Annotated in this window: 17 protein-coding genes; 4 read left to right on the top strand and 13 right to left on the bottom strand. The window is 73.5% G+C overall.

Annotated features, from left to right (window positions below; all coding sequences use genetic code 11):
* Positions 1-22 precede the first annotated feature (22 nt).
* On the top strand, positions 23-1273 hold the full coding sequence (locus QRY02_RS00370; protein ID WP_285989481.1) for an MFS transporter: 1251 nt from the start codon (positions 23-25) through the stop codon (positions 1271-1273).
* Complete coding sequence (locus QRY02_RS00365) at positions 1270-2658, top strand: trehalose-6-phosphate synthase (RefSeq protein ID WP_285989480.1); 1389 nt, start codon at positions 1270-1272, stop codon at positions 2656-2658. Before QRY02_RS00370 ends, QRY02_RS00365 begins: the two co-directional genes overlap by 4 nt.
* 20 nt (positions 2659-2678) lie before the next feature.
* Here the strand turns inward: QRY02_RS00365 and QRY02_RS00360 are convergent, their stop codons facing one another.
* The 4 genes from QRY02_RS00360 to nadA form a co-directional block, all read right to left on the bottom strand.
* Positions 2679-3815, bottom strand: coding sequence for a S8 family serine peptidase (locus tag QRY02_RS00360; RefSeq protein ID WP_285993727.1), 1137 nt, complete (start codon positions 3813-3815; stop codon positions 2679-2681).
* A gap of 88 nt (positions 3816-3903) precedes the next feature.
* Complete coding sequence (gene nadC / locus QRY02_RS00355) at positions 3904-4797, bottom strand: carboxylating nicotinate-nucleotide diphosphorylase (RefSeq protein WP_285989479.1); 894 nt, start codon at positions 4795-4797, stop codon at positions 3904-3906.
* Entirely contained in the window at positions 4794-6437 is a 1644-nt protein-coding gene (locus QRY02_RS00350; protein WP_285989478.1) for an L-aspartate oxidase, read from the bottom strand. Before QRY02_RS00350 ends, nadC begins: the two co-directional genes overlap by 4 nt.
* On the bottom strand, positions 6434-7444 hold the full coding sequence (nadA, locus tag QRY02_RS00345) for a quinolinate synthase NadA (protein WP_285989477.1): 1011 nt from the start codon (positions 7442-7444) through the stop codon (positions 6434-6436). Before nadA ends, QRY02_RS00350 begins: the two co-directional genes overlap by 4 nt.
* Positions 7445-7556: 112 nt before the next feature.
* Here nadA and QRY02_RS00340 point away from each other — a divergent pair, with 112 nt between their 5' ends.
* Both QRY02_RS00340 and QRY02_RS00335 read left to right on the top strand, forming a co-directional pair.
* Positions 7557-8189, top strand: a complete 633-nt coding sequence (locus QRY02_RS00340) for an NUDIX hydrolase (RefSeq protein WP_285989476.1) — start codon at positions 7557-7559, stop codon at positions 8187-8189.
* Between the two features lie 40 nt (positions 8190-8229).
* Positions 8230-8946: an LON peptidase substrate-binding domain-containing protein gene (locus QRY02_RS00335; RefSeq protein WP_285989475.1), complete on the top strand. Its 717-nt coding sequence runs from the start codon at positions 8230-8232 to the stop codon at positions 8944-8946.
* A 1-nt stretch (position 8947) separates the two neighbouring features.
* Here the strand turns inward: QRY02_RS00335 and QRY02_RS00330 are convergent, their stop codons facing one another.
* From QRY02_RS00330 to QRY02_RS00290, 9 genes are all read right to left on the bottom strand, one after another.
* A complete protein-coding gene (locus QRY02_RS00330; RefSeq protein ID WP_285989474.1) occupies positions 8948-9988 on the bottom strand; it encodes a M48 family metallopeptidase in 1041 nt (346 codons plus the stop codon).
* A 48-nt stretch (positions 9989-10036) separates the two neighbouring features.
* Entirely contained in the window at positions 10037-10633 is a 597-nt protein-coding gene (locus QRY02_RS00325) for a DUF2567 domain-containing protein (protein ID WP_285989473.1), read from the bottom strand.
* Between the two features lie 167 nt (positions 10634-10800).
* Entirely contained in the window at positions 10801-11007 is a 207-nt protein-coding gene (gene bsaP / locus QRY02_RS00320; protein WP_285989472.1) for a biotin synthase auxiliary protein BsaP, read from the bottom strand.
* Entirely contained in the window at positions 10994-11983 is a 990-nt protein-coding gene (gene bioB, locus QRY02_RS00315) for a biotin synthase BioB (protein ID WP_285993726.1), read from the bottom strand. The genes bsaP and bioB overlap by 14 nt, the downstream gene beginning before the upstream one ends.
* Before the next feature lie 165 nt (positions 11984-12148).
* Entirely contained in the window at positions 12149-12868 is a 720-nt protein-coding gene (gene bioD, locus QRY02_RS00310; RefSeq protein WP_285993725.1) for a dethiobiotin synthase, read from the bottom strand.
* Between the two features lie 547 nt (positions 12869-13415).
* Complete coding sequence (locus QRY02_RS00305) at positions 13416-15599, bottom strand: SulP family inorganic anion transporter (RefSeq protein ID WP_285989471.1); 2184 nt, start codon at positions 15597-15599, stop codon at positions 13416-13418.
* A 325-nt stretch (positions 15600-15924) separates the two neighbouring features.
* Positions 15925-18171: a bifunctional SulP family inorganic anion transporter/carbonic anhydrase gene (locus tag QRY02_RS00300; protein WP_285989470.1), complete on the bottom strand. Its 2247-nt coding sequence runs from the start codon at positions 18169-18171 to the stop codon at positions 15925-15927.
* Positions 18172-18378: 207 nt separating this feature from the next.
* Entirely contained in the window at positions 18379-19659 is a 1281-nt protein-coding gene (locus QRY02_RS00295; RefSeq protein ID WP_285989469.1) for an adenosylmethionine--8-amino-7-oxononanoate transaminase, read from the bottom strand.
* A 59-nt stretch (positions 19660-19718) separates the two neighbouring features.
* On the bottom strand, positions 19719-20930 hold the full coding sequence (locus QRY02_RS00290) for a cytochrome P450 family protein (RefSeq protein WP_285989468.1): 1212 nt from the start codon (positions 20928-20930) through the stop codon (positions 19719-19721).
* Positions 20931-20951 lie beyond the last annotated feature (21 nt).

Raw genomic sequence — 20951 nt, 5'->3', positions numbered from 1 at the left:
GGCCGGGGGAAGGAGCGAAGAGGTGTCGTCCGGAGTCCCGGTGCGCCCGCACCGGTCGGCCGGTCCCCCACCGCCCGCCCGTTCGATCGTCCCGGGCCTGGTGGCGGTCGCGACCGCGGTCGGCAGCACCGGCCTGGCCGCGGGCGGGACGGCGGGGCCGCTGGTGGCCACGGCGATGACCGGCTCGGCGGCGTTGGCCGGTGTCCCCGTCGCGATGAACCTGGCGGGTCAGGCGGGAGCGGCGCTCGTGCTGTCCCGGCTGGCCGCCCTCGGCCGGCGCGGCCCGGGCCTGGCGCTCGGGTTCGCCGCGGGCGCGGGCGGCGCCGCACTGGTCGTCCTGGCCGCAACGCTGGGCAGCTTTCCCCTGGTCCTGCTGGGCAGCGTGCTGCTCGGGGCGGCGAACGCGGCGGTCTTCCTGGCGCGGTACGCCGCGGCGGCCGCGGTACCCCCGGACCGCCGCGGGCGCGCCCTCGGCCGCGTGCTGTTCGCCACGGCCGCCGGCGCGATCGCCAGCCCGATGCTGCTGAGCCCGGGCGGCGCGGTGGCGGCCGGCGCGGGCCTGCTCCGCCCGGCCGGGGCGTACCTGGTGGCGATCCTGGCGTTCGGCGCCGCGGCGCTGATGTTCGGGGCATTGTCGCGCTTCGGTGCGAGCGCGGCTTCGCTCTCCTCCGGCCTGCCGGAGGAGAGCCCGGCGGGCGGGACGCTGAAGGCCTTGCGGTCTTCCCGCGCCCTGCCCGCGGTCGCCGCGCTCGCGGTGACGAACTTCGCGATGGTCGGCTTCATGACCGTGGCCCCGGTCCACCTCGACGTCGGCGGCGACGGGCTGACGGTCGTCGGGGTCGTGGTCGCCCTGCACGTGGTGTTCATGTTCTGCCCCTCGCTGGTCACCGGGGCCCTCGCCGACCGGTACCACCCCGGGTACCTCATCGCGGCCGGCGGCGTCGTGCTCCTGGCGGGCGGCTTGCTCGGGGTACTGGCCGGCGGGCACGACCCGGTGCTGATGACCGGCCACCTGGTCCTCGTCGGCCTCGGCTGGAACGGCGGAGTGGTGGGCGGGAGCGCGCTGCTCGGCCGGACCGCGTCGCCGGAGCTGCGCACCCGTCTGGAAGGCATCGGCGAGGCGGCGATGGGCGTGGCGGCCGGGGTGGCCGCTCCGCTGGCCGGCCTCGTTTCGGTGCTCGGCGGCTACCAGGGCCTGGCCGCCACGCTCGCTGTCTTCTCCGCGGCCGGCCTGGCCGTCGTCTGCTCTCGCCTCCGGAGGCGCCTGCCATGAAAATCCTGACCTGTAGCAACAGCTGCCCGCGCTGGGAAGCCGGGAAGATCTCCCCGCGTTCGCCGGGTGGCCTGGTGCCGATGGTCATCGCCCTGCTCGACCAGCACGGCGGCGACTGGATCTTCACCCTGCCCCCCGACCGGCCGGGCACCCCGGAGACCGTGCGGATCGGCGATGACGTCGTCCTGCACCCGATCGAGCCCGGTGAGGAGCTGCGCCGGCAGCACTACGACGAGGTGTCGATCCGGCTGATCCTCGGTCTGCTGCACTATCTGCACGACACCTCGGAGCAGCCGGTGTTCGACGACCGGATGCGGGCCGCCTGGGCCGGCTACGAAGAGGTGAACCGCCGTTACGCCAAGCGCCTCGTCGAGGTGTCCGGCGGCGGGGACGACGAGCTCGTCCTCCTCAACGATCCGCACCTGATGCTGGTCCCGGAGTTCTTCGCCGCGGAACGGCCGGGACGGCGGCGGCTGGCCTACTTCCTCGGCACGCCGTGGTGCGAGCCGGACTATTTCTCCCTCATCCCGCGGCCGATCCGCGTTCGGCTCCTGACCAGCCTGCTGCGGTGCGACGTCGTCGGCTTCCACGCGTCCCGCTGGGCCGACGCGTTCCTGCGCTGCTGCGCCCGCGAGCTGCCGGGGGCGGTGATCGACGGGCGGACGGTGCACCACGCCGGGCACCGCACCGATCTCGTCGCGACGCCGTTCCCGCTCGACACCGGCACGATCGACAAGATGGTGGCGGAGCCGCCGATGGAGAAGTGGCGGGGCCGGCTGGCGCAGGCGGCGCGGGGGCGGCGGATCATGCTGCGCGCCGACCGCCTGGACCTGTGGAAGAACCTGCCTCGCGGGTTCCGCGCCTACGAGATGCTCCTCGAACGCCGTCCGGAGCTGGCCGCGGAGTGCTGGTTCGCGGCGGTGGTGACCACCCCGAGCCGGGCGACGGGCCGCCACCTGGCGTACGCGGAAGCGACCGAGGAAGTCGTGCGGCGGATCAACGAGCGGTTCGCCGTCGACGGCACCGAAGCGGTCTCCCTCGTCCGCCCGGCCGCCGACGACGACTCTCGCCACTGCGTGCTCGCGGGGCTGAGCATGAGCGACGCGGCGGTGGTCAACTCCACCTACGACGGTTTGAACCTGTTCGCCAAGGAAGCCGCGTACGTGCTGCCGGACAACGCGTCCTTGCTGATTTCGGAGAACGCGGGCGTGCTGGAAAACCTGAGCCGGTTCGCGGTCCCGGTCGACCCGTTCGACCTGGCCGCGACCAGCGAGGCGATGGAGGCGGCGCTGACCGGGCCGGGGAGGTCGTCGCGGGAGGAACGCCGCTCGATGCTGCGCGGCGAGACGGTGTCCGGCTGGCTGGAGGAGGTCTTCCGGCTCTGACCCCTACCGGTCGCTGCGGGCTACGGGGTGAAGCGGGACGCGCGCCAGCCTCGGCGGCGGGCGCGGCGGACCGCCGCCATCGTCACGCCGGCGGCCGCGGCCAAGGCGACGCCGGCCAGGGCGATCGTGCCTGCCGGGACGTCGGAGCGGCGGGGTGGCGGGGCCGCGGCCGGGACCACCATCGGCGAAGAAGCGGCCGGGGGAAGGGCACCGGGCGGCGGGACGTCGGCCGGCAGGGTCGACGACACCGCCGCGTAGGCGTCCAGGACTCCCCAGCCCAGACGCGGGTCGTGGCCGCCGGACGGCGGGCGGTGGGCCGTCAACGTCAAGCGCGTGACGACCTGGTCGCCGGAAAGCGCCGGGTGGTAGGCCCGCACCAGGGCCGCGACCCCGGCGACGTACGCCGCCGCGAGGCTCGGGTCGGTCACCGGCCAGCGGTGCGCCACCGCGCCGCCCGCCCCCGCCGACGTGCTCACCAGCTCCGCGCCCGGGGCCGCGACGCCGACGTGGTCCCCCGCTTCCGTCTGCACCGGCTCGCCCGCGGCGTTCACCGAGCCGACGGCCAGGACGCCGGACGTCGCCGTCGGGTACGTCCGCGCGCCCTGCTGGGTCGCCGACGCCGCCGAGACGATCACCGCCCCCTTCGCACGCGCCCGCGAAACCGCCGCCGACAACGCCGGGCTGTCGGACGCCGCGGGCACGGCGATCAGGATGACGCCCGCCCGGCGGTCCGCCGCCCGGTCGATCGCCCCGGCGAGCTCGCCCGGATCACCGCCGTCGCCGGTGGTGTACCGGATCGGCAGCAGCCGTGCGCCGGGCGCGACGCCGGCGAACGTCGTGGACGGATCCGGCTGGGCGCCGACGATCCCGGCCGCGATCGTGCCGCGGCCGTCGCAGTCCGTGCGCTCGGTGCCGGCGCCGCTGTCGAGCTGGCCGGGGGCGAACTGCGTGTTCTGCCCGTCGACCCCGGTGCCGACCACGGCCACCAGCTGGCCGCCGCCGCGCGTCAGCGGCCACAGCCGCGCCGGGTCGACCAGGCGCTGGCCCCACGGGACCTCGCCGGTGTAGGTGCCGGACGGGTTCGCGCAGCCTTGCGCCGAAGCGGCCGGCGCACCACCGGCGCCCGAGGCCGCCACGAGGCCCGCCACCGCGAGCACCGCCGGTAACCGCACCCGCACCCCCGAAGCCGAAAGACGGTGGCGGACAAGGAATTCCGCCACCGTCAGTCTAGCCCGGAACGTCCTCTCAGCGAAGGTCCATGCCGAGGTCCAATGCGGGCGAGGAATGGGTCAGCCCGCCCACCGAAAGGTAGTCCACACCGGACCGCGCGTAGGCCTTACCACGGTCGAGGGTGAGCCCACCAGAGGATTCCAGCCGCGTCTTCGGGGAGACTTCGTCGCGGCGCGCCACCGCCCGGCGGCACTCCTCCGGCGTGAAGTTGTCCAGCAGCACCTCGTCCGCCCCGGCGGCCAGCGCTTCCTCGAGCTGGTCCAGGGTGTCGACCTCGACCTCGCAGGCCAGTTCCGGCGCGTGCGCCCGGGCCGCGGCCAGCGCCGCCGTCACCGAACCGGCGGCGACGACGTGGTTGTCCTTGATCAGCACCGCGTCGCCGAGGCCCAGCCGGTGGTTGACGCCGCCACCGCAGCGGACGGCGTACTTCTGCAGCAGCCGCAGCCCCGGCAACGTCTTGCGGGAGTCCCGGATCGCGCACCCGGTACCGTCCACTTCGGACACCCAGGCGGCGGTCGCGGTGGCGACGCCGGAGAGGTGGCACAGCAGGTTCAGCGCCGTGCGCTCGGCCGTGAGCAGTCCGCGCACCGGGCCGGCCAGCACCAGCGCGGGCTCCCCCGCGACCAGCCGGTCACCGTCCTCGCGCCGGGCCAGCACCTCGTAGCCGTCGCCCAGCACCATGTCGAACACCGCGAGCGCGACCGGCAGGCCGGCGACCACGCCGTCGACCCGTGGGGTCAGCTCGGCGACGGCGGTCGCGTCGGCCGGCACCGTCGACGCCGTCGTCGCGTCCGGCCCGTACCGCAGGTCCTCGCCGAGCGCCGTGGTGACCACGCGCGTGACGTCGTCGACGTCGAGGCCCGCCGCCGCGATCAGCCGGCGGACGGCTTCGGAGATGGGGAACGTCATGCCACGCCCTCCAGGGTGATCGGGTCGGCCAGCACGGGCTGGCCGGACGGGCTGAGCCGGATGTGCTGGCTGCGCCGCCAGCCGTCGTCGCGCGCCGGGAAGTCGGACCGCACGTGACAGCCCCGCGACTCGGTGCGCCGGACGGCCGCGGCCAGCAACGCCTGCGCCACCACCGTCAGCGCCGCGTCCTCGACCGCCGCGTGCGTCCACAAGGGAGTGTCCGAAACCGACAGATCGAGCACGGAACCGGCCGCCGCCAGCCCGTCGGCGTCCCGGCCGATCGCCGCGTACCGGCTCATCACGCGCTGCAGGGAGTCGCGTTCCGCCGCCGGCGCGGTGGTCCGCGACGGCAGCCGCCCGCGCGCCGGATCGGCCAGCAACCCGGCCGCGAGGTCCGCCGCGACGGCCTCCGCCACGCGCTGCCCGACGACCAGGCCTTCGAGCAAGCTGTTGGACGCCAGCCGGTTCGCGCCGTGCAGCCCGGTCCGCGCGACCTCGCCGGCCGCGTACAGCCCGGCCACCGACGAGCGTCCGTCCACAGTGGTCACCACGCCGCCGCACGAGAAGTGCGCCGCCGGGGTCACCGGGATCGGGTCCACCGCGGGGTCGAGGCCCAGCGCCGCGCACGCCGCGAAGACCGTCGGGAACCGCTGCGCGAACCCCGCGATCGAAGTCGCGTCGAGGAAGACGTGGTCGTCGACCCCGCCCGGCGCGGTCCCCATCCGCCGCGTGATCGCCGCCGAGACGACGTCGCGCGGCGCGAGGTCGCCGAGCGGGTGCACACCCCGCATCACCGGCAGGCCGGCGCCGTCGACCAGCGTCGCGCCCTCCCCGCGCACCGCCTCGGTGACCAGCGGGCAGCGGCCGCGCGCGCCCGGGGTATAGAGCACGGTCGGGTGGAACTGCACGAACTCGATGTCCGCCACGGTCGCGCCGGCCCGCAGCGCGAGCGCGAGGCCGTCGCCGGTGGCGATCTCCGGGTTCGACGTCGCCTGGTAGAGCTGCCCGAGCCCGCCGCTGGCCACCAGCACGGCCGATGCGCGGACGGCGCCGGGCACACCGTGGCGGTCGAGCACCGTCACACCGGCGACCCGCCCGCCGGGGGTGAGCAGCGCGTCGACGGCGATGTGGTGCTCCAGCACCGGCACCCCCGCCTGCCCGGCCTGCGCGACCAGGGCGCGTTCGACTTCGGCGCCGGTCGCGTCACCGCCCGCGTGGATCACGCGGAACGCGCTGTGCCCGCCCTCGCGGGCCCGCGCGAGCAGGCCGTTCCCGGAAGCGTCGAACCGCGCGCCGTCGGCCCGCAGCCGGGCGACCGCGGCGGGGCCGCCGTCGAGGATCGCGCGCACCGCCGGCTCGTCGCACAGGCCGGCACCCGCGGTGAGCGTGTCCTCGGCGTGCTTGGCGACGGAGTCGTCGAGGTCGTGCTGGTCTTCCAGGACCACGGCGACGCCGCCCTGGGCCCAGCGCGTGTTGCCGTCCGCGACGGCGGCCTTGGTGATCACCAGGACGTGCAGCCCGAGGGCCTGCGCCCGCAGCGCCGCGGTCAACCCCGCGACGCCGCTGCCGATCACGACCAGGTCGGCGCGCGCTTCCCACACGGGGGTTTTCGCCCGTGGGTCATTAACCGGCGGGGTCATTCGCCGCCGCCGGGCTGCCCGATCTCGATCATCCGCTGCACCGAAGCCCGCGCGCGGGCGGCCGTCTCGACGTCGACGTGGACCTCGTCGAGGCCGTCACGCAGGCAGCGCAGCAGCGCCGCGGGCGTGATCATCTTCATGTACCGGCAGGACGCGCGGTCGTTCACCGCGCGGAAGTCGATGCCCGGGGCCGCCTTGCGGAGCTGGTGGATCATGCCGATCTCGGTGGCCACCAGCACGGTCTTGGCCTTCGTGTCACGAGCCTCGTGGACCATGTCGCCGGTGGAGAGGATCTTGACCCGCTCCGGCGCCACGGCACCCTCGCCGGCCAGGTAGAGCGCCGACGTCGCGCAGCCGCACTCCGGGTGGATGAACAGGTCGGCCTCCGGCTCCGCGGCCGCGCGCTCGGCCAGCTCGGCACCGTTGATGCCCGCGTGGACGTGGCACTCCCCGGCCCAGACGTGCACGTTCTCCCGGCCGGTGACGCGCTTGACGTGGGCACCGAGGAACTGGTCCGGAAGGAAGAGAACCTCCTGGTCAGCGGGGATGGAGGCGACGACGTCGACGGCGTTCGAGGACGTGCAGCAGATGTCGGTCTCGGCCTTGACCTCGGCCGTGGTGTTCACGTAGGAGACGACCACCGCGCCCGGGTGCTCGGCCTTCCAGGCGCGCAGCTCGGCGCCGGTGATGGAGTCGGCCAGCGAGCAGCCGGCCCGCGCGTCCGGGATCAGGACCGTCTTTTCCGGCGCCAGGATCTTCGCGGTCTCGGCCATGAAGTGCACGCCGCAGAAGACGATGGTGGACGCGTCACTGCTCGCCGCGATGCGGCTGAGCGCGAGGGAGTCGCCGGTGTGGTCGGCGATGTCCTGGATCTCCGGGACCTGGTAGTTGTGCGCGAGCAGGACCGCGTCGCGCTGCTTCGCCAGGCGCCGCACCTCCTCCGCCCAGGCCGCGTTCGCCTCGACCCCGCCGTAGGGGGTGAGGTCTTGTTCGAGCGTCGAAGTCATGTTGGCCCTCCTGGACCTGTCTCCGGTTTTCGCCTTACAATCGAAAACCGTGCGAAGTCATCTTAACACCCAGGCCCCCTTGGCCCACGAGGTTTTGGGCGCGGTCCTTCAAGTGCGCTCGGACACACTGCGGGTGCTGTTGTGGCGGCGCGCGCTCGACCCGCACCTCGGCCGCTGGTCGCTGCCGGGCGGCCGGCTGCGGCCCGACGAGGACGTCGAGACGTCGATCCGGCGCCAGCTCGCCGAGAAGGTGGACGTCCGCCAGCTCAAGCACGTCGAGCAGCTCGCGGTGTTCAGCGACCCGGACCGCGTCCCGGGGCCCCGGGTGGTGGCGACGGCGTTCCTCGGCCTGGTTCCGTCCGATGTCGACCCCGAGGTGCCCGAGGACACCGAGTGGCACGACGTCGCGAAGCTGCCGCGCACGGCGTTCGACCACGAGGCGATCGTGCTGCGCGCCCGCGACCGGCTGCGGTCGAAGCTTTCGTACACGAACCTCGGCTTCGCACTGGCGCCGGACGACTTCACGATTTCGGCGCTGCGCGGCCTGTATTCGGCGGCGCTGGGCTACCGCGTCTCGGCGACCAACCTGCAGCGGGTGCTGTCCCGCCGCGGGCTGCTGGTGCCGACCGGCCACACGGCCGCGCCGGGCCGCGCGGGCGGCCGTCCCGCGGCGTTGTTCTCCTTCGCCGGCAAGGGCATGCAGATCACCGACCCCTTTGCGGTGTTCAAACCACCCAACCGGTGACCATCCTGCGGCGAAGGCGTTATGCCCGTACCGTTGACGCGTGACCGAGCCGGAATCGGAAAGTGCCGCGACGACGACGATCCTGCCGTTGTTCCCGCTCCAGACCGTGCTGCTGCCCGGCACCAATCTCCCGCTGCACATCTTCGAACCGCGGTACCGGCAGCTGATGGCGGACCTGGTGGGCGGCACGGTGCCGGGCCGCGAGTTCGGCGTGGTCGCCCTGCGGTCGTCGCTGACCCGCGAGGTTCGTGGTCTGGACCAGTTGTACGAGATCGGCTGCAGCACGGTGCTGCGCGAGGCCAAACGCCTGCCGGACGGCCGGTTCGACGTGGTGACGCAGGCCCAGCGCCGCTTCCGCCTGCGCGACCTGGACTGCGTTTCGGCGCCGTACCTGATCGCCTCGGTGGAGTGGGTCGACGACGACCCGGTGACCCCGTCCGGCGGTATGGCCGAGCGCCTCGCGACAGTCGCCCGGGCCGCACACCAGCGGTACTGCGAAACGGCGTGGCGCAGCGACGACTGGCACGCCCCGGACCCGGACACGACGATCGCCGAGCTGGCCTACGTGCTGGCGGCGGACTGCCTGCTGCCGCTGGAGGACCGCCAGCGGTTGCTGGAGGAACGCCACCCCCTGCGCCGGCTCCGCATCGCCTGCCGCCTGCTCACGCGAGAAGCGGGCTTCCTGAACACGCTGGGCGCGGTGCCGCTGCCCCCGGGCGAGCTGACCGATCTGAGCCGTCCGTCCAGCTTGAACTGACTCAGTCCGCGGCGCCGTTCCCGTTCCCGTTGCCGAACTTGTTCCACACCTTGCCGGCCGCGCCCGAAACCGCCTCGCCGACGTCGCTGAACACCTTCGTCAGCGGGTCCGTCGAGGAGTTCCACGACTCCTTGTACGACTGGGCCGCCGACTTCAGGTCGTCCTTCCAGTCCGACGACGGGCTGTCGGAGTCCCGGCGCGCGTAGTCGCCCGCCAGGATCGCGCGGTAGTTCTCCGATGCCGCCCACTTCTGCAGCTGCGCCGCGCGGACCACCGCGAACGGGTGCGACTCCGTCTCGACCGACTTCAGCTTGAGGAAGCTGTCGCGGATGTCCTCGACCGACTCGTATTCCGCGGCCTGCTGCAGGAACGACGGGACGTCGATGCGCGCCGGGTCGATGCCGCCCGCCACCTGGATCTGGGCGCGCAGCGCCGCCGTCGGGTTCTGGCTGCACAGCAGGCCGGCGCGGTCGCACGACAGCTCGGCCTTGCGGAACCACTCGCGCAGCGCCGCGATCATCGCGCGGATGCCGAGCGCGCTGACCGGCGTCCAGGACATCGCCAGCTGCAGGCTGATCAGGCGCACCATGATCGTGCGGTAGACCGCGTGCCCGGAGAGCACGTGCCCCATCTCGTGGCCGAGCACGAACCGCAGGGACTCCTGGTTCATCAGCTCGACGAGCCCGGTGCTGATCGCGATGAACGGCTCGTCCATGCCGACCGCCTGCGCCTGGATCTGCGCGTTCTGGAAGACGAACAGGTTCGGCACCGCGGGCAGGTCCAGCGTCTCGGCGCATTCGTGACGCAGCCGGTCGAGCTCCGGGTACTGCTTCGGCCCGACGCGGATCGACGACGCGAGCGCCATCAGCCGCTCGCCGCGCTCGTTGTAAAAGCCCGAAACGGCCTTGACGACCTGGGCGAAGCCGGGCACCGCGCGCAACGTGGCGAGCGCGCCGCGGTCCACCGGGTGCTCGTACGCGCGCGGGCTGATGCCGGGAAAGCGGACGGCGTTGTGCCGCGAAACCTCGATGTCCTCGGTCACTGCTGGATCCCCCCTGTAGGTGACGGACACCACCTTAGGGGAAAGCGATCAGCCGAGTCGGCGGCCCAGGTCGTCGCGCCCGTTCCAGGTGGCCAGCAGGCTGTAGGCGATCGACACGCCGAGCGGGCCGGTCAGCAGCACCCACCACGACTCCAGGCGCGGCGCCAGCTCGATCACCGTCCCCAGCGCGGGCGGGCTGGAGATGGCGTAGTGGCTGTTCGCCCAGCCGACGCCGAGCAGCATCGCGAGCGCGCCGGCGAGCGCGACGCCGAGCACCGCGGCGAGGAACACCACCGGCCCGCGCCGCTCGCGCAGCAGCCAGACGACGACGCCGACGACGATCCCCAGCCCGAGCGTGAGGAACCCGAAGACGGCCAGGTCGTCGAAGCGGTGCCAGCTCTCCAGCTCCAGGGCGCCCTGGGTGCCGTCGGCGGCGACGATGCGCACCCGCTCCGGCGGCGCGAGCCGCGACCACGCGAAGGCGAGCGGGAAGCTCAGCAGGCTCAGGGTGCCGAGCACGCTGATGGCGGGCAGCAGGTCGCCCTTCACGACGACGCGCGGCCGCCGCTCCCGGAACAGCACGGGCACCGACCACGGGCCGGCGACGGCCGACGGCCGGTGCGCGGGCCCCGACGACTCACTCACCCGGACTCCCTCCTGCGATCAGTGCCACCGAGCGTAACCGGTCGACGCGTGGGCGCGGTGAGCCGCCGGTCGTGTCGCCTGGGCGGGCCGTGGTGCACGATCCGGTCCGTCACCGCGCCGCGCCGGCCGGCTCGATGAACGATCCGGTTAGTCACCGCACTCCGCCGTCAGCCGCTCGCGGTCTCTCCGTGGCGGCTGCAGCGGGCCGTCCAGCCGAGCGGGCTGACCTGGACCACCAGGCGGCGCGCGCAGAACGTGCAGTACCGCGGCGGTTCCAGCGCCGTCCGGGGGTTGTGGCACGCCGGGTGGTCCGCCCCACCCGGCGCCCGCTGTCCACAGTGGACGCAGAACGCGGGTGCGTCAGAGGCTGTCACTGAGGGCCTTGATGGGCATCTTGAGCTCGTCCAGCATCTCCAGGTCCGCCGAAGCCGGCCGGCCCAGGTTGGTCAGGTAGTTGCCGACGATGATCGCGTTGATCCCGCCGAGCATGCCCTGCTCCGCGCCGAGGTCGCCCAGCGTCAGCTCACGGCCGCCGGCGAAGCGCAGCATCGTGCGCGGCATCGCGAGCCGGAACGCCGCGACCGTCCGCAGGGCGTCCTTGCCCTCGACGATCTCGTAGTGCTCGTACGGCGTGCCGGGCTGCGGGATGAGGAAGTTCATCGGCACCTCGTGCGGGTTCAGCTCGGCCAGCTGCACGGCGAACTCCGCGCGCTGCTCGACCGTCTCCCCCATGCCGATGATCCCGCCGCAGCAGACCTCCATGCCCGCGTCGGCGACCATGCGCAGGGTGTCCCAGCGCTCTTCCCACGTGTGCGTGGTGACCACCGACGGGAAGTGCGAGCGCGCCGTCTCGAGGTTGTGGTTGTAGCGGTGGACGCCCATGTCGACGAGCTCGTCGACCTGCTCCTGCGTGAGCATGCCGAGGGAGCAGGCGATCTGGATGTCGTTCCCGTCCGCGCGGATCGCCTTCACGCCCTCGCGGACCTGTGAGAGCAGCCGCTGGTCCGGCCCGCGGACGGCGGCGACGATGCAGAACTCCGTCGCGCCGGTTTCGGCGGTCTGCCGGGCGGCCTTGACCAGGTTCGGGATGTCGAGCCACGCCGAGCGCACCGGCGTCGGGAAGCGGCCGGACTGCGAGCAGAAGTGGCAGTCCTCGGGGCAGCCGCCGGTCTTGAGGCTGATGATGCCCTCGACCTCGACCTCCGGCCCGCACCAGCGCATCCGCACCTCGTGCGCCAGGGCGAGGAGCTCGGGCAGCCGGTCGTCAGGCAGCCGGAGCACGTCGAGGACCTGCTCTTCACCGAGGCCGATGCCGTTTTCGAGGACGCCCTCGCGCGCGAGAGCGAGCAGGTCCTTCGGGGGCTCCGGGTGGCGGAGCCCCCGGCCCGGGGCGGAGCCCCGGTTGTCACTGACATCGGTGTCCGGGACTGCGGTCACGGTGGCTCCTTGATCGAGGTGGTGCGGAAAGCGTCCCTCATCGTGCACGAAGGTGCGTCGAGGTGACAGCGATGCGCGTCACTTCCCGGCGGAAGCGCAACCGGCGAAAAGTTCCGGGTCGAATTCGCCGCCGAACCACGGCGAGAGCCCGGCTCGCGCCGCGGCCAGGAAGTCCTCGCGGGAGGACCGGCCGATGTCGGCGGGCAGCACGCCGAGCAGGGGCGCCCCCGCCGCGACCGGCAGGTCTTCGAGGTTGGACAGCGCCGCGAGGTCCGGTTCGGCCGGCCACGCGCCGATGATCACGCCGGCGACGGTCAGCCCGCGCTTGCCGGCGACCTCGGCGGTGAGCGCGGTGGCGTTGAGCGTGCCGAGACCGGCCTCGGCCACGATGATCACGAGCGAGCCGAGCGACCAGGCGACGTCGGCGAGGCTCGCGCCGGTGCGGTCGAAGCGCACGAGCAGCCCGCCGGCGCCCTCGATGAGGGTGAGGTCGTGCGCGGTGTCGAGGTCGGAGGCGGCCTGGGCGATTTCGCCGGGATCGAGCGCCGGCAGCCCGCTGCGCCGGGCGGCGGCCTCCGGTGACAGCGGATCCGGGTAGCGGCGCAGTTCGCGCGTGGTGACGTCCGGCCCGGCGAGGCGGACGACGTCCTGGAGGTCACCGGGCTCATCCGGCCGCACCCCGGTCTGGGCGGGCTTCAGCACGGCCACCCGCTGTCCCCCGGCCACCGCCACGGCCGCGATCGCCGCCGTGGTGATCGTCTTGCCGACCCCGGTCCCGGTCCCCGTCATCACCAGCATGGTCACGGGCCATCAACATAGTGACTCCGGGCCCGGGCGCGCACGCGGGCCGTGGTCAGGGCGGCCGGCGGCCCCGTGCCGGGGCGGCGGCCGTCGCGGTGGAAGCGGCCGCTCGGAGCGGCCACGGCCCCGCGAGAGCACTGCCCGCCCCGGCCCCGGACGCCGGCCGGGCGCGCACGCGGGCCGGCCGTCGAGGCGCAGGCCACCCGGCGAGCGAGCCGGGCCCGCGAGAAGCGGACCCGGCTCGAACCCCGGACAGCACGCCCGGCGGGTCAGGCGCCCGGCACCACCACCGGCGCCCCAGCCGCCCGGGCGCGCACGCAAGCCGTGGTCAGGGCGGCCGGGGGGCCCGTGCCGAGGCGGCGGCCGTCGCGCTGGAAACGGCCGGCCCGAGCGGCCACGCCCCGCGAGAGCACCGCCCGCCCCGACCCGCACGCCTGCCGGGCGCGCACGCGGGCCGCCCGTCGAGACGCAGGCCACCCGGCGAGCCGAGCCGGGCCCGCGAGAAGCGGACCCGGCTCGAACCCCGGACAGCACGCCCGGCGGGTCAGGCGCCCGGCACCACCACCGGCGCCCCGGCCGGGCGGAACGTCCGCTCGGCCGCGTCGAACAGGTACACCTGGGCGTCGCCGACGTGGAAGTACATCCCCGTCAGCTGGAGCTTCCCGGCCGACTCGGCCGCCGCCACCGACGGGTACTCGCGCAGGTGCTCCAGCTGCTGGAGCACGTTGTGCAGGGCCAGCCGATCGCCCTCCCGGTCCGGGACTCCGCCGTCGAGGGTGGCCGAGCCCAGCCGGTGCGCGCTCGGTTCCGCGTGGTGCAGCCAGGCCGACAGCGGCCCCGGGGGCGGGCCGTCGGCGAGCGCCGCCATGGCCCCGCACGAAGAGTGCCCGCACACCACGATCTCCTCGACCCCGAGGACGCCCACCGCGTACTCGATCGACGCGTTCATCGACGGGTCCGCCTGCCCCGGCGGGACCAGGTTGCCGATGTTGCGGATGGTGAACAGGTCACCCGGCCCGCTCGTCGTGATCAGGTTCGGCACGATCCGGGAATCGCCGCAGGTGATGAACAAGGTGCGCGGCCGCTGGCCGTCGGCGAGCCCTGAGAGCGTGTCACGCAGCAGCGGGGCCGCGCGGCGGTGGAACTCCGTGGCGCCACGGCGGGTCTGCTGGGCCGGGATGTCGACGCCCTCCGCCGCCTGCCACTCCGACCACGGCGCGAGCCAGCGCGGCACCGCCCGGCTCGCGGCGACCCGGGACCGCGTCGGGCGGCCCGCCTTGCCCTCGCCGAACCACGGGTGGCCGACCTCGTCGACCTCCACCGTGCCGCCGGCGCGCTCGTGCGCCTGCTGCCAGGTGTGCAGGCTCTCGAACGCGGCGTGGTCGAGGTAGTCGACGACCAGCTCCAGCCGCACGGTGACCCCGCCCGGGACGGTCCCGAGCACCTTCGACAGCCGCGGCACCGACAGGAACGTCAGCACGCCTTCGACGACGACGCGCCAGTCGTCGCCTTCCCGTTCGATGTGAATGCCGGACCAGACCGTCCGGCGCAGCATCAGCACCACCGCCAGCCCGATGCCCGCCAGCACGCCGGTGAGCAGGTCGAACACGACGACACCGGCGAGGGTGAGCAGGTACACCGGCAGGTCGCCGTGGGCCAGCACGGTCTTCATGTGCCCGGGGTTGACCAGCTTCGCGCCGACGTGGACGAGCAGCCCGGCCAGCGCGGCCAGGGGGATGCTCTGGATCAGCCCGGCGAGCAGGACGACGAACAGCAGCACCCAGACGCCGTGCAGCACCGCCGACGCCCGGGACTTCGCCCCGGCGGTGACGTTGGTGGAGCTGCGGACGATGACGCCGGTGACGGGCAGGCCGCCCAGCGCTCCGGAGAGCATGTTGGCCGCGCCCTGGCCGACCAGTTCGCGGTCGAGGTTGGCGCGCGGCCCGGTGTGCATGCGGTCGACCGCGACCGCCGAGAGCAGGCTCTCCACGCTGGCGATCAGCGCGATCGTGACGACGGCGAGGGCGAACCCGCTCCAGCCGCCGTCGGGCAGTTGCGGGACGAGGTGGATGTTCAGCAGGTCACCGGGCAGTTCGACGCGCGGGAGCGTCATCCCGAACGCGACCGACACCACCGTGGCCACCGCGATCGCGGCGAGCGGCCCCGGCACCTTGCGGACCGCCGCCGGCAGCTTCGGCCAGATCAGCAGCAGGCCGATGGTGAGCAGGCCGACGATGGTGGCGGAGTCGTGGTGGGCGACGATCTGCGCGGGCAGCTCGGCGACGTTCTCCACGGCCGAGCTCTGGGCCTTGCCGCCGAGGATGACGTGCAGCTGGCCGAGCACGATCGTGACACCGATGCCGGCCAGCATGCCGTGCACGATGGCCGGCGAGATGGCCAGCGCGGCGCGCGCGACGCGGCTCAGCCCGAGCAGGATCTGGCACGCACCGGCGGCGACGGTGATCGCGCAGGTGACGGCCCACCCGAACGTCTGGATGGTTTCGGCCATGACCACGGTCAGGCCCGCGGCGGGCCCGCTGACTTGCAGCACGGAGCCGCCGAGCGCGCCGGCGACGACGCCGCCGACGACGGCGGCCACGAGCCCGGCGGCGACCGGGGCGCCCGAAGCGAGGGCGATGCCGAGGGACAGGGGGACAGCTACGAGGAAGACGACCAGTGAGGCCGGCAGGTCGTGTCGGAGCACGGCGAGGGGTCTCATGATCACCATGCAACCGGAAATCGAGTGAAATGTCCGCTATGTTCCACCCGATCGAGTGAACGCCTGGCGATATTTCACCCTTTTGTCATAAATCGGACAGGTCGTTAACACGGCGGTAACACCCAGCCGGCCTGTCACGTGACAGTTGAATCCGGGACTATATAAGGGTTTCCGGCCCCGGTCGCGGACGCCGACAGCGGCCCGCCGAGGGGCCGCCGTAGCCGGTCGGATGCGAGCGTGATCTGGCTCTCGTCCGGCTGAAAGCGCTTCCCCGGGTACGGCGAAGGCCGCCTCCGGAGCACGGGAGTGCCCGGAAGCGGCCTTCGGTCCGCGATCAGTGCTCCAGCGCACCCGCCGGGACGAACCCGCGCACGGCGTCGTCCAAAAGGGACACCTGGGCGGCGCCGACGTCGAAGTACATCCCGGTGAGCCGCAGTGCGCCCCGCTCCAGGGCCGCCGCGACGACCGGGTAGCCACGCAGCATTTCCAGCTGCTGCACCACGTTCTGCAGGGCCAGCTGGTCGGCCTCGGCGGCCGGCCGCTCGCCGCCGAGCAGCAGCGGCGCCTCGCGGCTGCGGCGCCGGAGCGTCGCTTCGCCGTGGCGCAGCCAGCTGCCGAGCTGGTCGAGCCCGGCCGGGGCCCGGCCGAGCAGCGCCTTCATCGCGCCGCAGCCGGAATGGCCGCACACCACGATTTCGGCGACCTCGAGCACGCCGACCGCGTACTCGATCGCCGCGCCGACCGACGAATCCGTGCCGTCGGCCGGCGGCACGAGGTTGCCGATGTTCCGCACGGTGAACAGGTCACCCGGCCCGCTGGTGGTGATCAGGTTCGGCACGATCCGCGCGTCGCCGCAGGTGATGAACAACGTGTGCGGCTGCTGGCCGTGCGCCAGCCCGCTCCACGTGTCGCGCAGCAGCGGCGCCGTGCGGCGCTGGAACTCCGAAGCACCGCGGCACAGCAGGGAACTGGCGGTGCGCTGGGCGGGCAGCACGACGTGCTCGGCCTGCCACTCCGACCACGGCGCGAGCCACCGCGGCACGACGCGCGCGGCGACGCTGCGGCGCACGGTCGGCTCCCCCGAGCGGCCGCGTTCGAACCACGGGTGCCCGATCTCGTCGACCGTGACCGGCCCGGCGTGCGCCTGCTGCCAGCCGCGCAGGCAGTCGAACGCGGCGTGGTCGAGGTAGTCGACGAGCAGCTCGAGGGTGACCTCGGCGTGCGGGGGCACGTCGGCGAGCACCCGGGTCAGCCGCGGCACGGAAAGGAACGTCAGCGCGCCTTCGATGACGACGCGGTACCGGTCACCGTCCCTCCCTGCGCTTTCCCTTTCGGCGTGAATTCCGGAGAAGATCATCCGCCGCAGCATCATGGCGAGCGCGAGCAGGACCCCCGCCGCGACGCCGGTGAGCAGGTTGACGGCCACCGCACCGGCCAAGGTGACGGCGTACACCGGCAGGTCGCCGTGGCGCCGCACTTCCTTGAGCCCGTGCAGGTTCACCAGCTTCGTCCCGACGTACACCAGCAGCGCGGCCAGCGCCGCCAGCGGGATCATCCGCAGCACGCCGGTCAGCAGCAGGCAGGCGGCCAGGATCCAGCAGCAGTGCAGGATCGCCGACGCCCGGGTGCGCGCGCCGGCCTCGAAGTTGGTCATGCTGCGCACGATGACGCCGGTGACGGGGAAGCCGCCGAGCGCGCCGGCGGCGACGTTCGCCGCGCCCTGCCCGATGAGTTCGCGGTCGAGGTCGGTGCGCGGGCCGCCGCGGAGCTTGTCCACCGAGACCGCGGACAGCAGGCTCTCCAGGCCGGCGATGAGCGCGATGGTGACCGCGGCGACGGCGAAGCCGCTCCAGCCGCCGTCCGGCAGCCGCGGCACGAGGTGCAGCGGGGGCAGCCCGCCGGGGAGGTCGACGCGCGGCAGGGTCATGCCGGTCGCGAGGGAAAGGCCGGTGGCCAGCGCGACGGCGGCCAGCGGCGCGGGCACCCGGCGGACGGCGTTCGGCAGCCGCGGCCAGGCCAGCAGGACGCCGAGGGTCACGACGCCGATCAGCACGGCCTGGTCGTGGTGCGCGGCGACCTGCCCCGGCAGCGCCAGGACGTTGGCCAGCGCGGAACCCTGGGCCGAGCCGCCGAGGACGACGTGCAGCTGGCCGAGCACGAGCGTGACGCCGATGCCGGCGAGCAGGCCGTGCACGATCGCCGGGGACACGGCGAGCGCGGCGCGGGCGGCCCGTGTGAGGCCGAAGAGGATCTGGAGCAGGCCCGCGGCGACGGTGATCGCGCAGGTGACCGGCCAGCCGTGGGTGGCGATCGTGTCGGCCAGCACCACGGTGAGGGCGGCGGAGGGGCCGCTGACCTGCAGCGGCGATCCGCCGAAGAGGCTCGCGACCAGCCCGCCGACCACGGCGGAGATCAGGCCGGAGAGCAGCGGCGCCCCGGCGGCGAAGGCCACGCCGAGGGACAGGGGGACGGCGACGAGGAAGACGACTATCGACGCGAGGAAATCGTGCTTGAGGTTCTCCAGGTGTTCGGAGTGCTTCGGGGGTCCGGTGTCGTGCTCGCCACGAACGATCTCGATCATGGAGGCAGGATCGCCGAAACCGCGCGAAAAGTCCGCTACGCAAGCATTTCTCGCGTTCGCCCGGGCACAGGATGGACCGGCGGGAGCCGTCTTGTCACACTTGCCCCTCCGCCGTTCGCGTGGTTTCGATCATGGTCTGCCACGCAGCGCGACGGTGAGGCACCTTCGGGTCTCGGTGTGCCGGTGGTCACACCCGATGTGCTGAATTCAGGCCTTTTCCGCGACCGCGAGCATCGCGCGGGTGATCACGGCGAGGTCGTCGTCAGTCGAAACGTACGGCGGCATGGCGTAGACGAGGTCCCGGAACGGCCGCAGCCAGGCACCGTGCGCGGTGACGACGTCCGTGGCGACGGCCATGTCGACGGGGTGGTCGAGCTGCAGCACGCCGATCCCGCCCAGCACCCGCACGTCGGTGACGGCCGCCAGGTCGCGCGCCGGGGCCAGGCCGTCGAGCAGGGCTTTTTCGAGCCGGGTGACGTCGGTTCGCCAGCCGCCGTCGGCGAGCAGGCCGAGGGAGGCGTTGGCGACGGCCGAGGCGAGCGGGTTGCCCATGAAGGTCGGGCCGTGCGCGAGGACGGGCAGTTCGCCGCGCGCGATACCGGCGGCGACCTCCGGGGTGCACAGGGCGGCGGCCATGCTCAGGTAGCCCCCGGTGAGCGCCTTGCCGACGCACATGACGTCGGGCGTGACACCGGCGTGCCCGGCGGCGAACAGCGCGCCGGTGCGGCCGAAGCCGGTCGCGATCTCGTCGAAGATCAGCAGCACGTCGTGCGCTTCGGTGATTTCCCTGAGGGCACGCAGGTAAGCGGGGTGGTGGAACCGCATCCCGCCGGCGCCCTGCACCACGGGTTCGACGATCACCGCGGCGAGTTCGGCCTGGTGCCGCTCGATTTCCGCGGCCAGGAGGTCCACATAGGACTGGTCGGGCGGGGTGTCGAAGCCGGACGGCGGCGCGGGCACGAAGACCTGTTCGGGCAGGACACCGCGCCACAGGGAGTGCATGCCACCGTCGGGGTCGCAGACGCTCATCGGGGTGAAGGTGTCCCCGTGGTAGCCGCCCCGCCAGGTGAGCAGCTTCTGTTTCCCGGTCCGGCCGCGGGAACGCTGGTACTGCAGGCACATCTTGACGGCGACTTCGACCGAGACCGAGCCGGAGTCGCAGAGGAAGACGTGCTCGAGGCCGTCGGGGCTGAGGTCGGCCAGGGTCTTGGCGAGGGTGATGGCGGGTTCGTGGGTGAGGCCCCCGAACATGACGTGGCTCATCCGCCCGGCTTGAGCGGCGAGAGCGGCGTCGAGGACGGGGTGCCGGTAGCCGTGGATGGCGGACCACCACGAGGACATGCCGTCGACGAGCTCCCGGCCGTCCGCGAGCTGCAGCCGGACGCCGCTCGCCTCGGTGACCAGCAGCGACGGCACCTTCGCCGGCATGGGCGCGTAGGGGTGCCAGACGTGCTGGGCGTCGAGGGCGAGCAGGTCGGCGGAGTCCATCCGCCGACCCTACGACACGAGCCCGGCCCGGTTGCCGCGCCCGGACGGGCCGCACCGCCTCACAACCGGACCGGCAGCGCCTCCAGCCCGTGCACCAGCGAACTCGGCCGGTAAACCAGCTCGTCCGCCTTCGCATCCAGCGTCAGCCCGGGGAACCGCTCCAGCAACCCGCCGAGCGCGATCTCCGCCTCCAGCCGGGCCAGCGGCGCCCCCACGCAGTAGTGGATCCCGTGCCCGAACGCCAGGTGTCCCCCGGCCGCGCGGGTGATGTCCAGCTTGTCCGGCTCCGGGTACCGCTCCGCGTCGCGGTTGGCGCCCAGCAGGGAGACCAGGACGAACTCGCCCTCCGGGATCGTCACCCCGCCCACCTCCACCGGCTCCGCCGTGAACCGCAGCGTCGCCAGGTGGATCGGGCCGTCGAAGCGCAGGAACTCCTCCACCGCGCCGGGCAGCAGCGCCGGCTCCGCGCGCAGCCGGGCCAGCTGCTCCGGCTCGCGCAGCAGCGCCAGCACGCCGTTGGCGATCAGGTTGACCGTGGTCTCGTGCCCGGCGACCAGCAGCAGGAACGCCATCGACACCAGCTCGGGCTCGGACAGCGAATCCCCGTCGTCGCTCGCGTGCACGAGGTCCGACAGCAGGTCTTCGGCCGGCTCGGCGCGCTTCTGGGCGATCAAGTCCGTCAGGTAGGCGAACATGCTCCCCGCCGCGGCCTGCATCTCTTCCGGGCGGGCCGCCGCGCTCAGCAGGGTCTTGGACCAGCCGGAGAACTCCGTGCGGTCCTCCGCGCGCACGCCGAGCAGCTCGCAGATCACCGTGATCGGCAGCGGCGCGGCGAACGACGCCACCAGGTCGGCCCGCTCCTGCCCGGCCAGCGCGTCGAGCAGCTCCGCGGTGATCTCCTCGACCCGCGGCCGGAGCCGTGCCACCGTCCGCGCGGTGAACGCCTTGTTCACCAGCTTCCGCAGCCGCGTGTGGTCCGGCGGGTCCGAGTTGAGCATGTGCTGGCTGAGGTCCTGCCCGAACGCGGTCATCCGGGCTTCCGGCGGCAGCTTCGCTTCGAACAGCTCGCGGATGCCCTGGCTGTGCTTGCGCAGCCGCGGATCGGCCAGCAGCGCGCGGGCCTCCGCGAACCCGGTGACCAGGTAGCACGGCAGCCCCCGCGGTGGCAGCCGCACCCGGCGCACCGGGCCGCCGCCGCGCAGCAGCTCCGAGAACAGGTGCGCATCCTGCGCGAAGTCTTCGGCCACCTCGACGATTTCGTCGGTCGTCACGTCAGCCCCCATCGCTCACCG

It is taken from the genome of Amycolatopsis sp. DG1A-15b, assembly GCF_030285645.1.
Lineage (GTDB): Bacteria > Actinomycetota > Actinomycetes > Mycobacteriales > Pseudonocardiaceae > Amycolatopsis.
This window is presented reverse-complemented; position numbering and strand designations above follow the sequence as displayed.

Excerpts from the sequence above, each read along its gene's own strand:
- QRY02_RS00365 (WP_285989480.1), top strand. The coding sequence starts at position 1,270 with ATGAAAATCCTGACCTGTAGCAACAGCTGCCCGCGCTGGGAAGCCGGG.
- nadC (WP_285989479.1), bottom strand. The coding sequence starts at position 4,797 with ATGACGTTCCCCATCTCCGAAGCCGTCCGCCGGCTGATCGCGGCGGCG.
- QRY02_RS00350 (WP_285989478.1), bottom strand. The coding sequence starts at position 6,437 with ATGACCCCGCCGGTTAATGACCCACGGGCGAAAACCCCCGTGTGGGAA.
- nadA (WP_285989477.1), bottom strand. The coding sequence starts at position 7,444 with ATGACTTCGACGCTCGAACAAGACCTCACCCCCTACGGCGGGGTCGAG.
- bioD (WP_285993725.1), bottom strand. The coding sequence starts at position 12,868 with ATGCTGGTGATGACGGGGACCGGGACCGGGGTCGGCAAGACGATCACC.
- QRY02_RS00305 (WP_285989471.1), bottom strand. The coding sequence starts at position 15,599 with ATGGTGATCATGAGACCCCTCGCCGTGCTCCGACACGACCTGCCGGCC.
- QRY02_RS00300 (WP_285989470.1), bottom strand. The coding sequence starts at position 18,171 with ATGATCGAGATCGTTCGTGGCGAGCACGACACCGGACCCCCGAAGCAC.
- QRY02_RS00295 (WP_285989469.1), bottom strand. The coding sequence starts at position 19,659 with ATGGACTCCGCCGACCTGCTCGCCCTCGACGCCCAGCACGTCTGGCAC.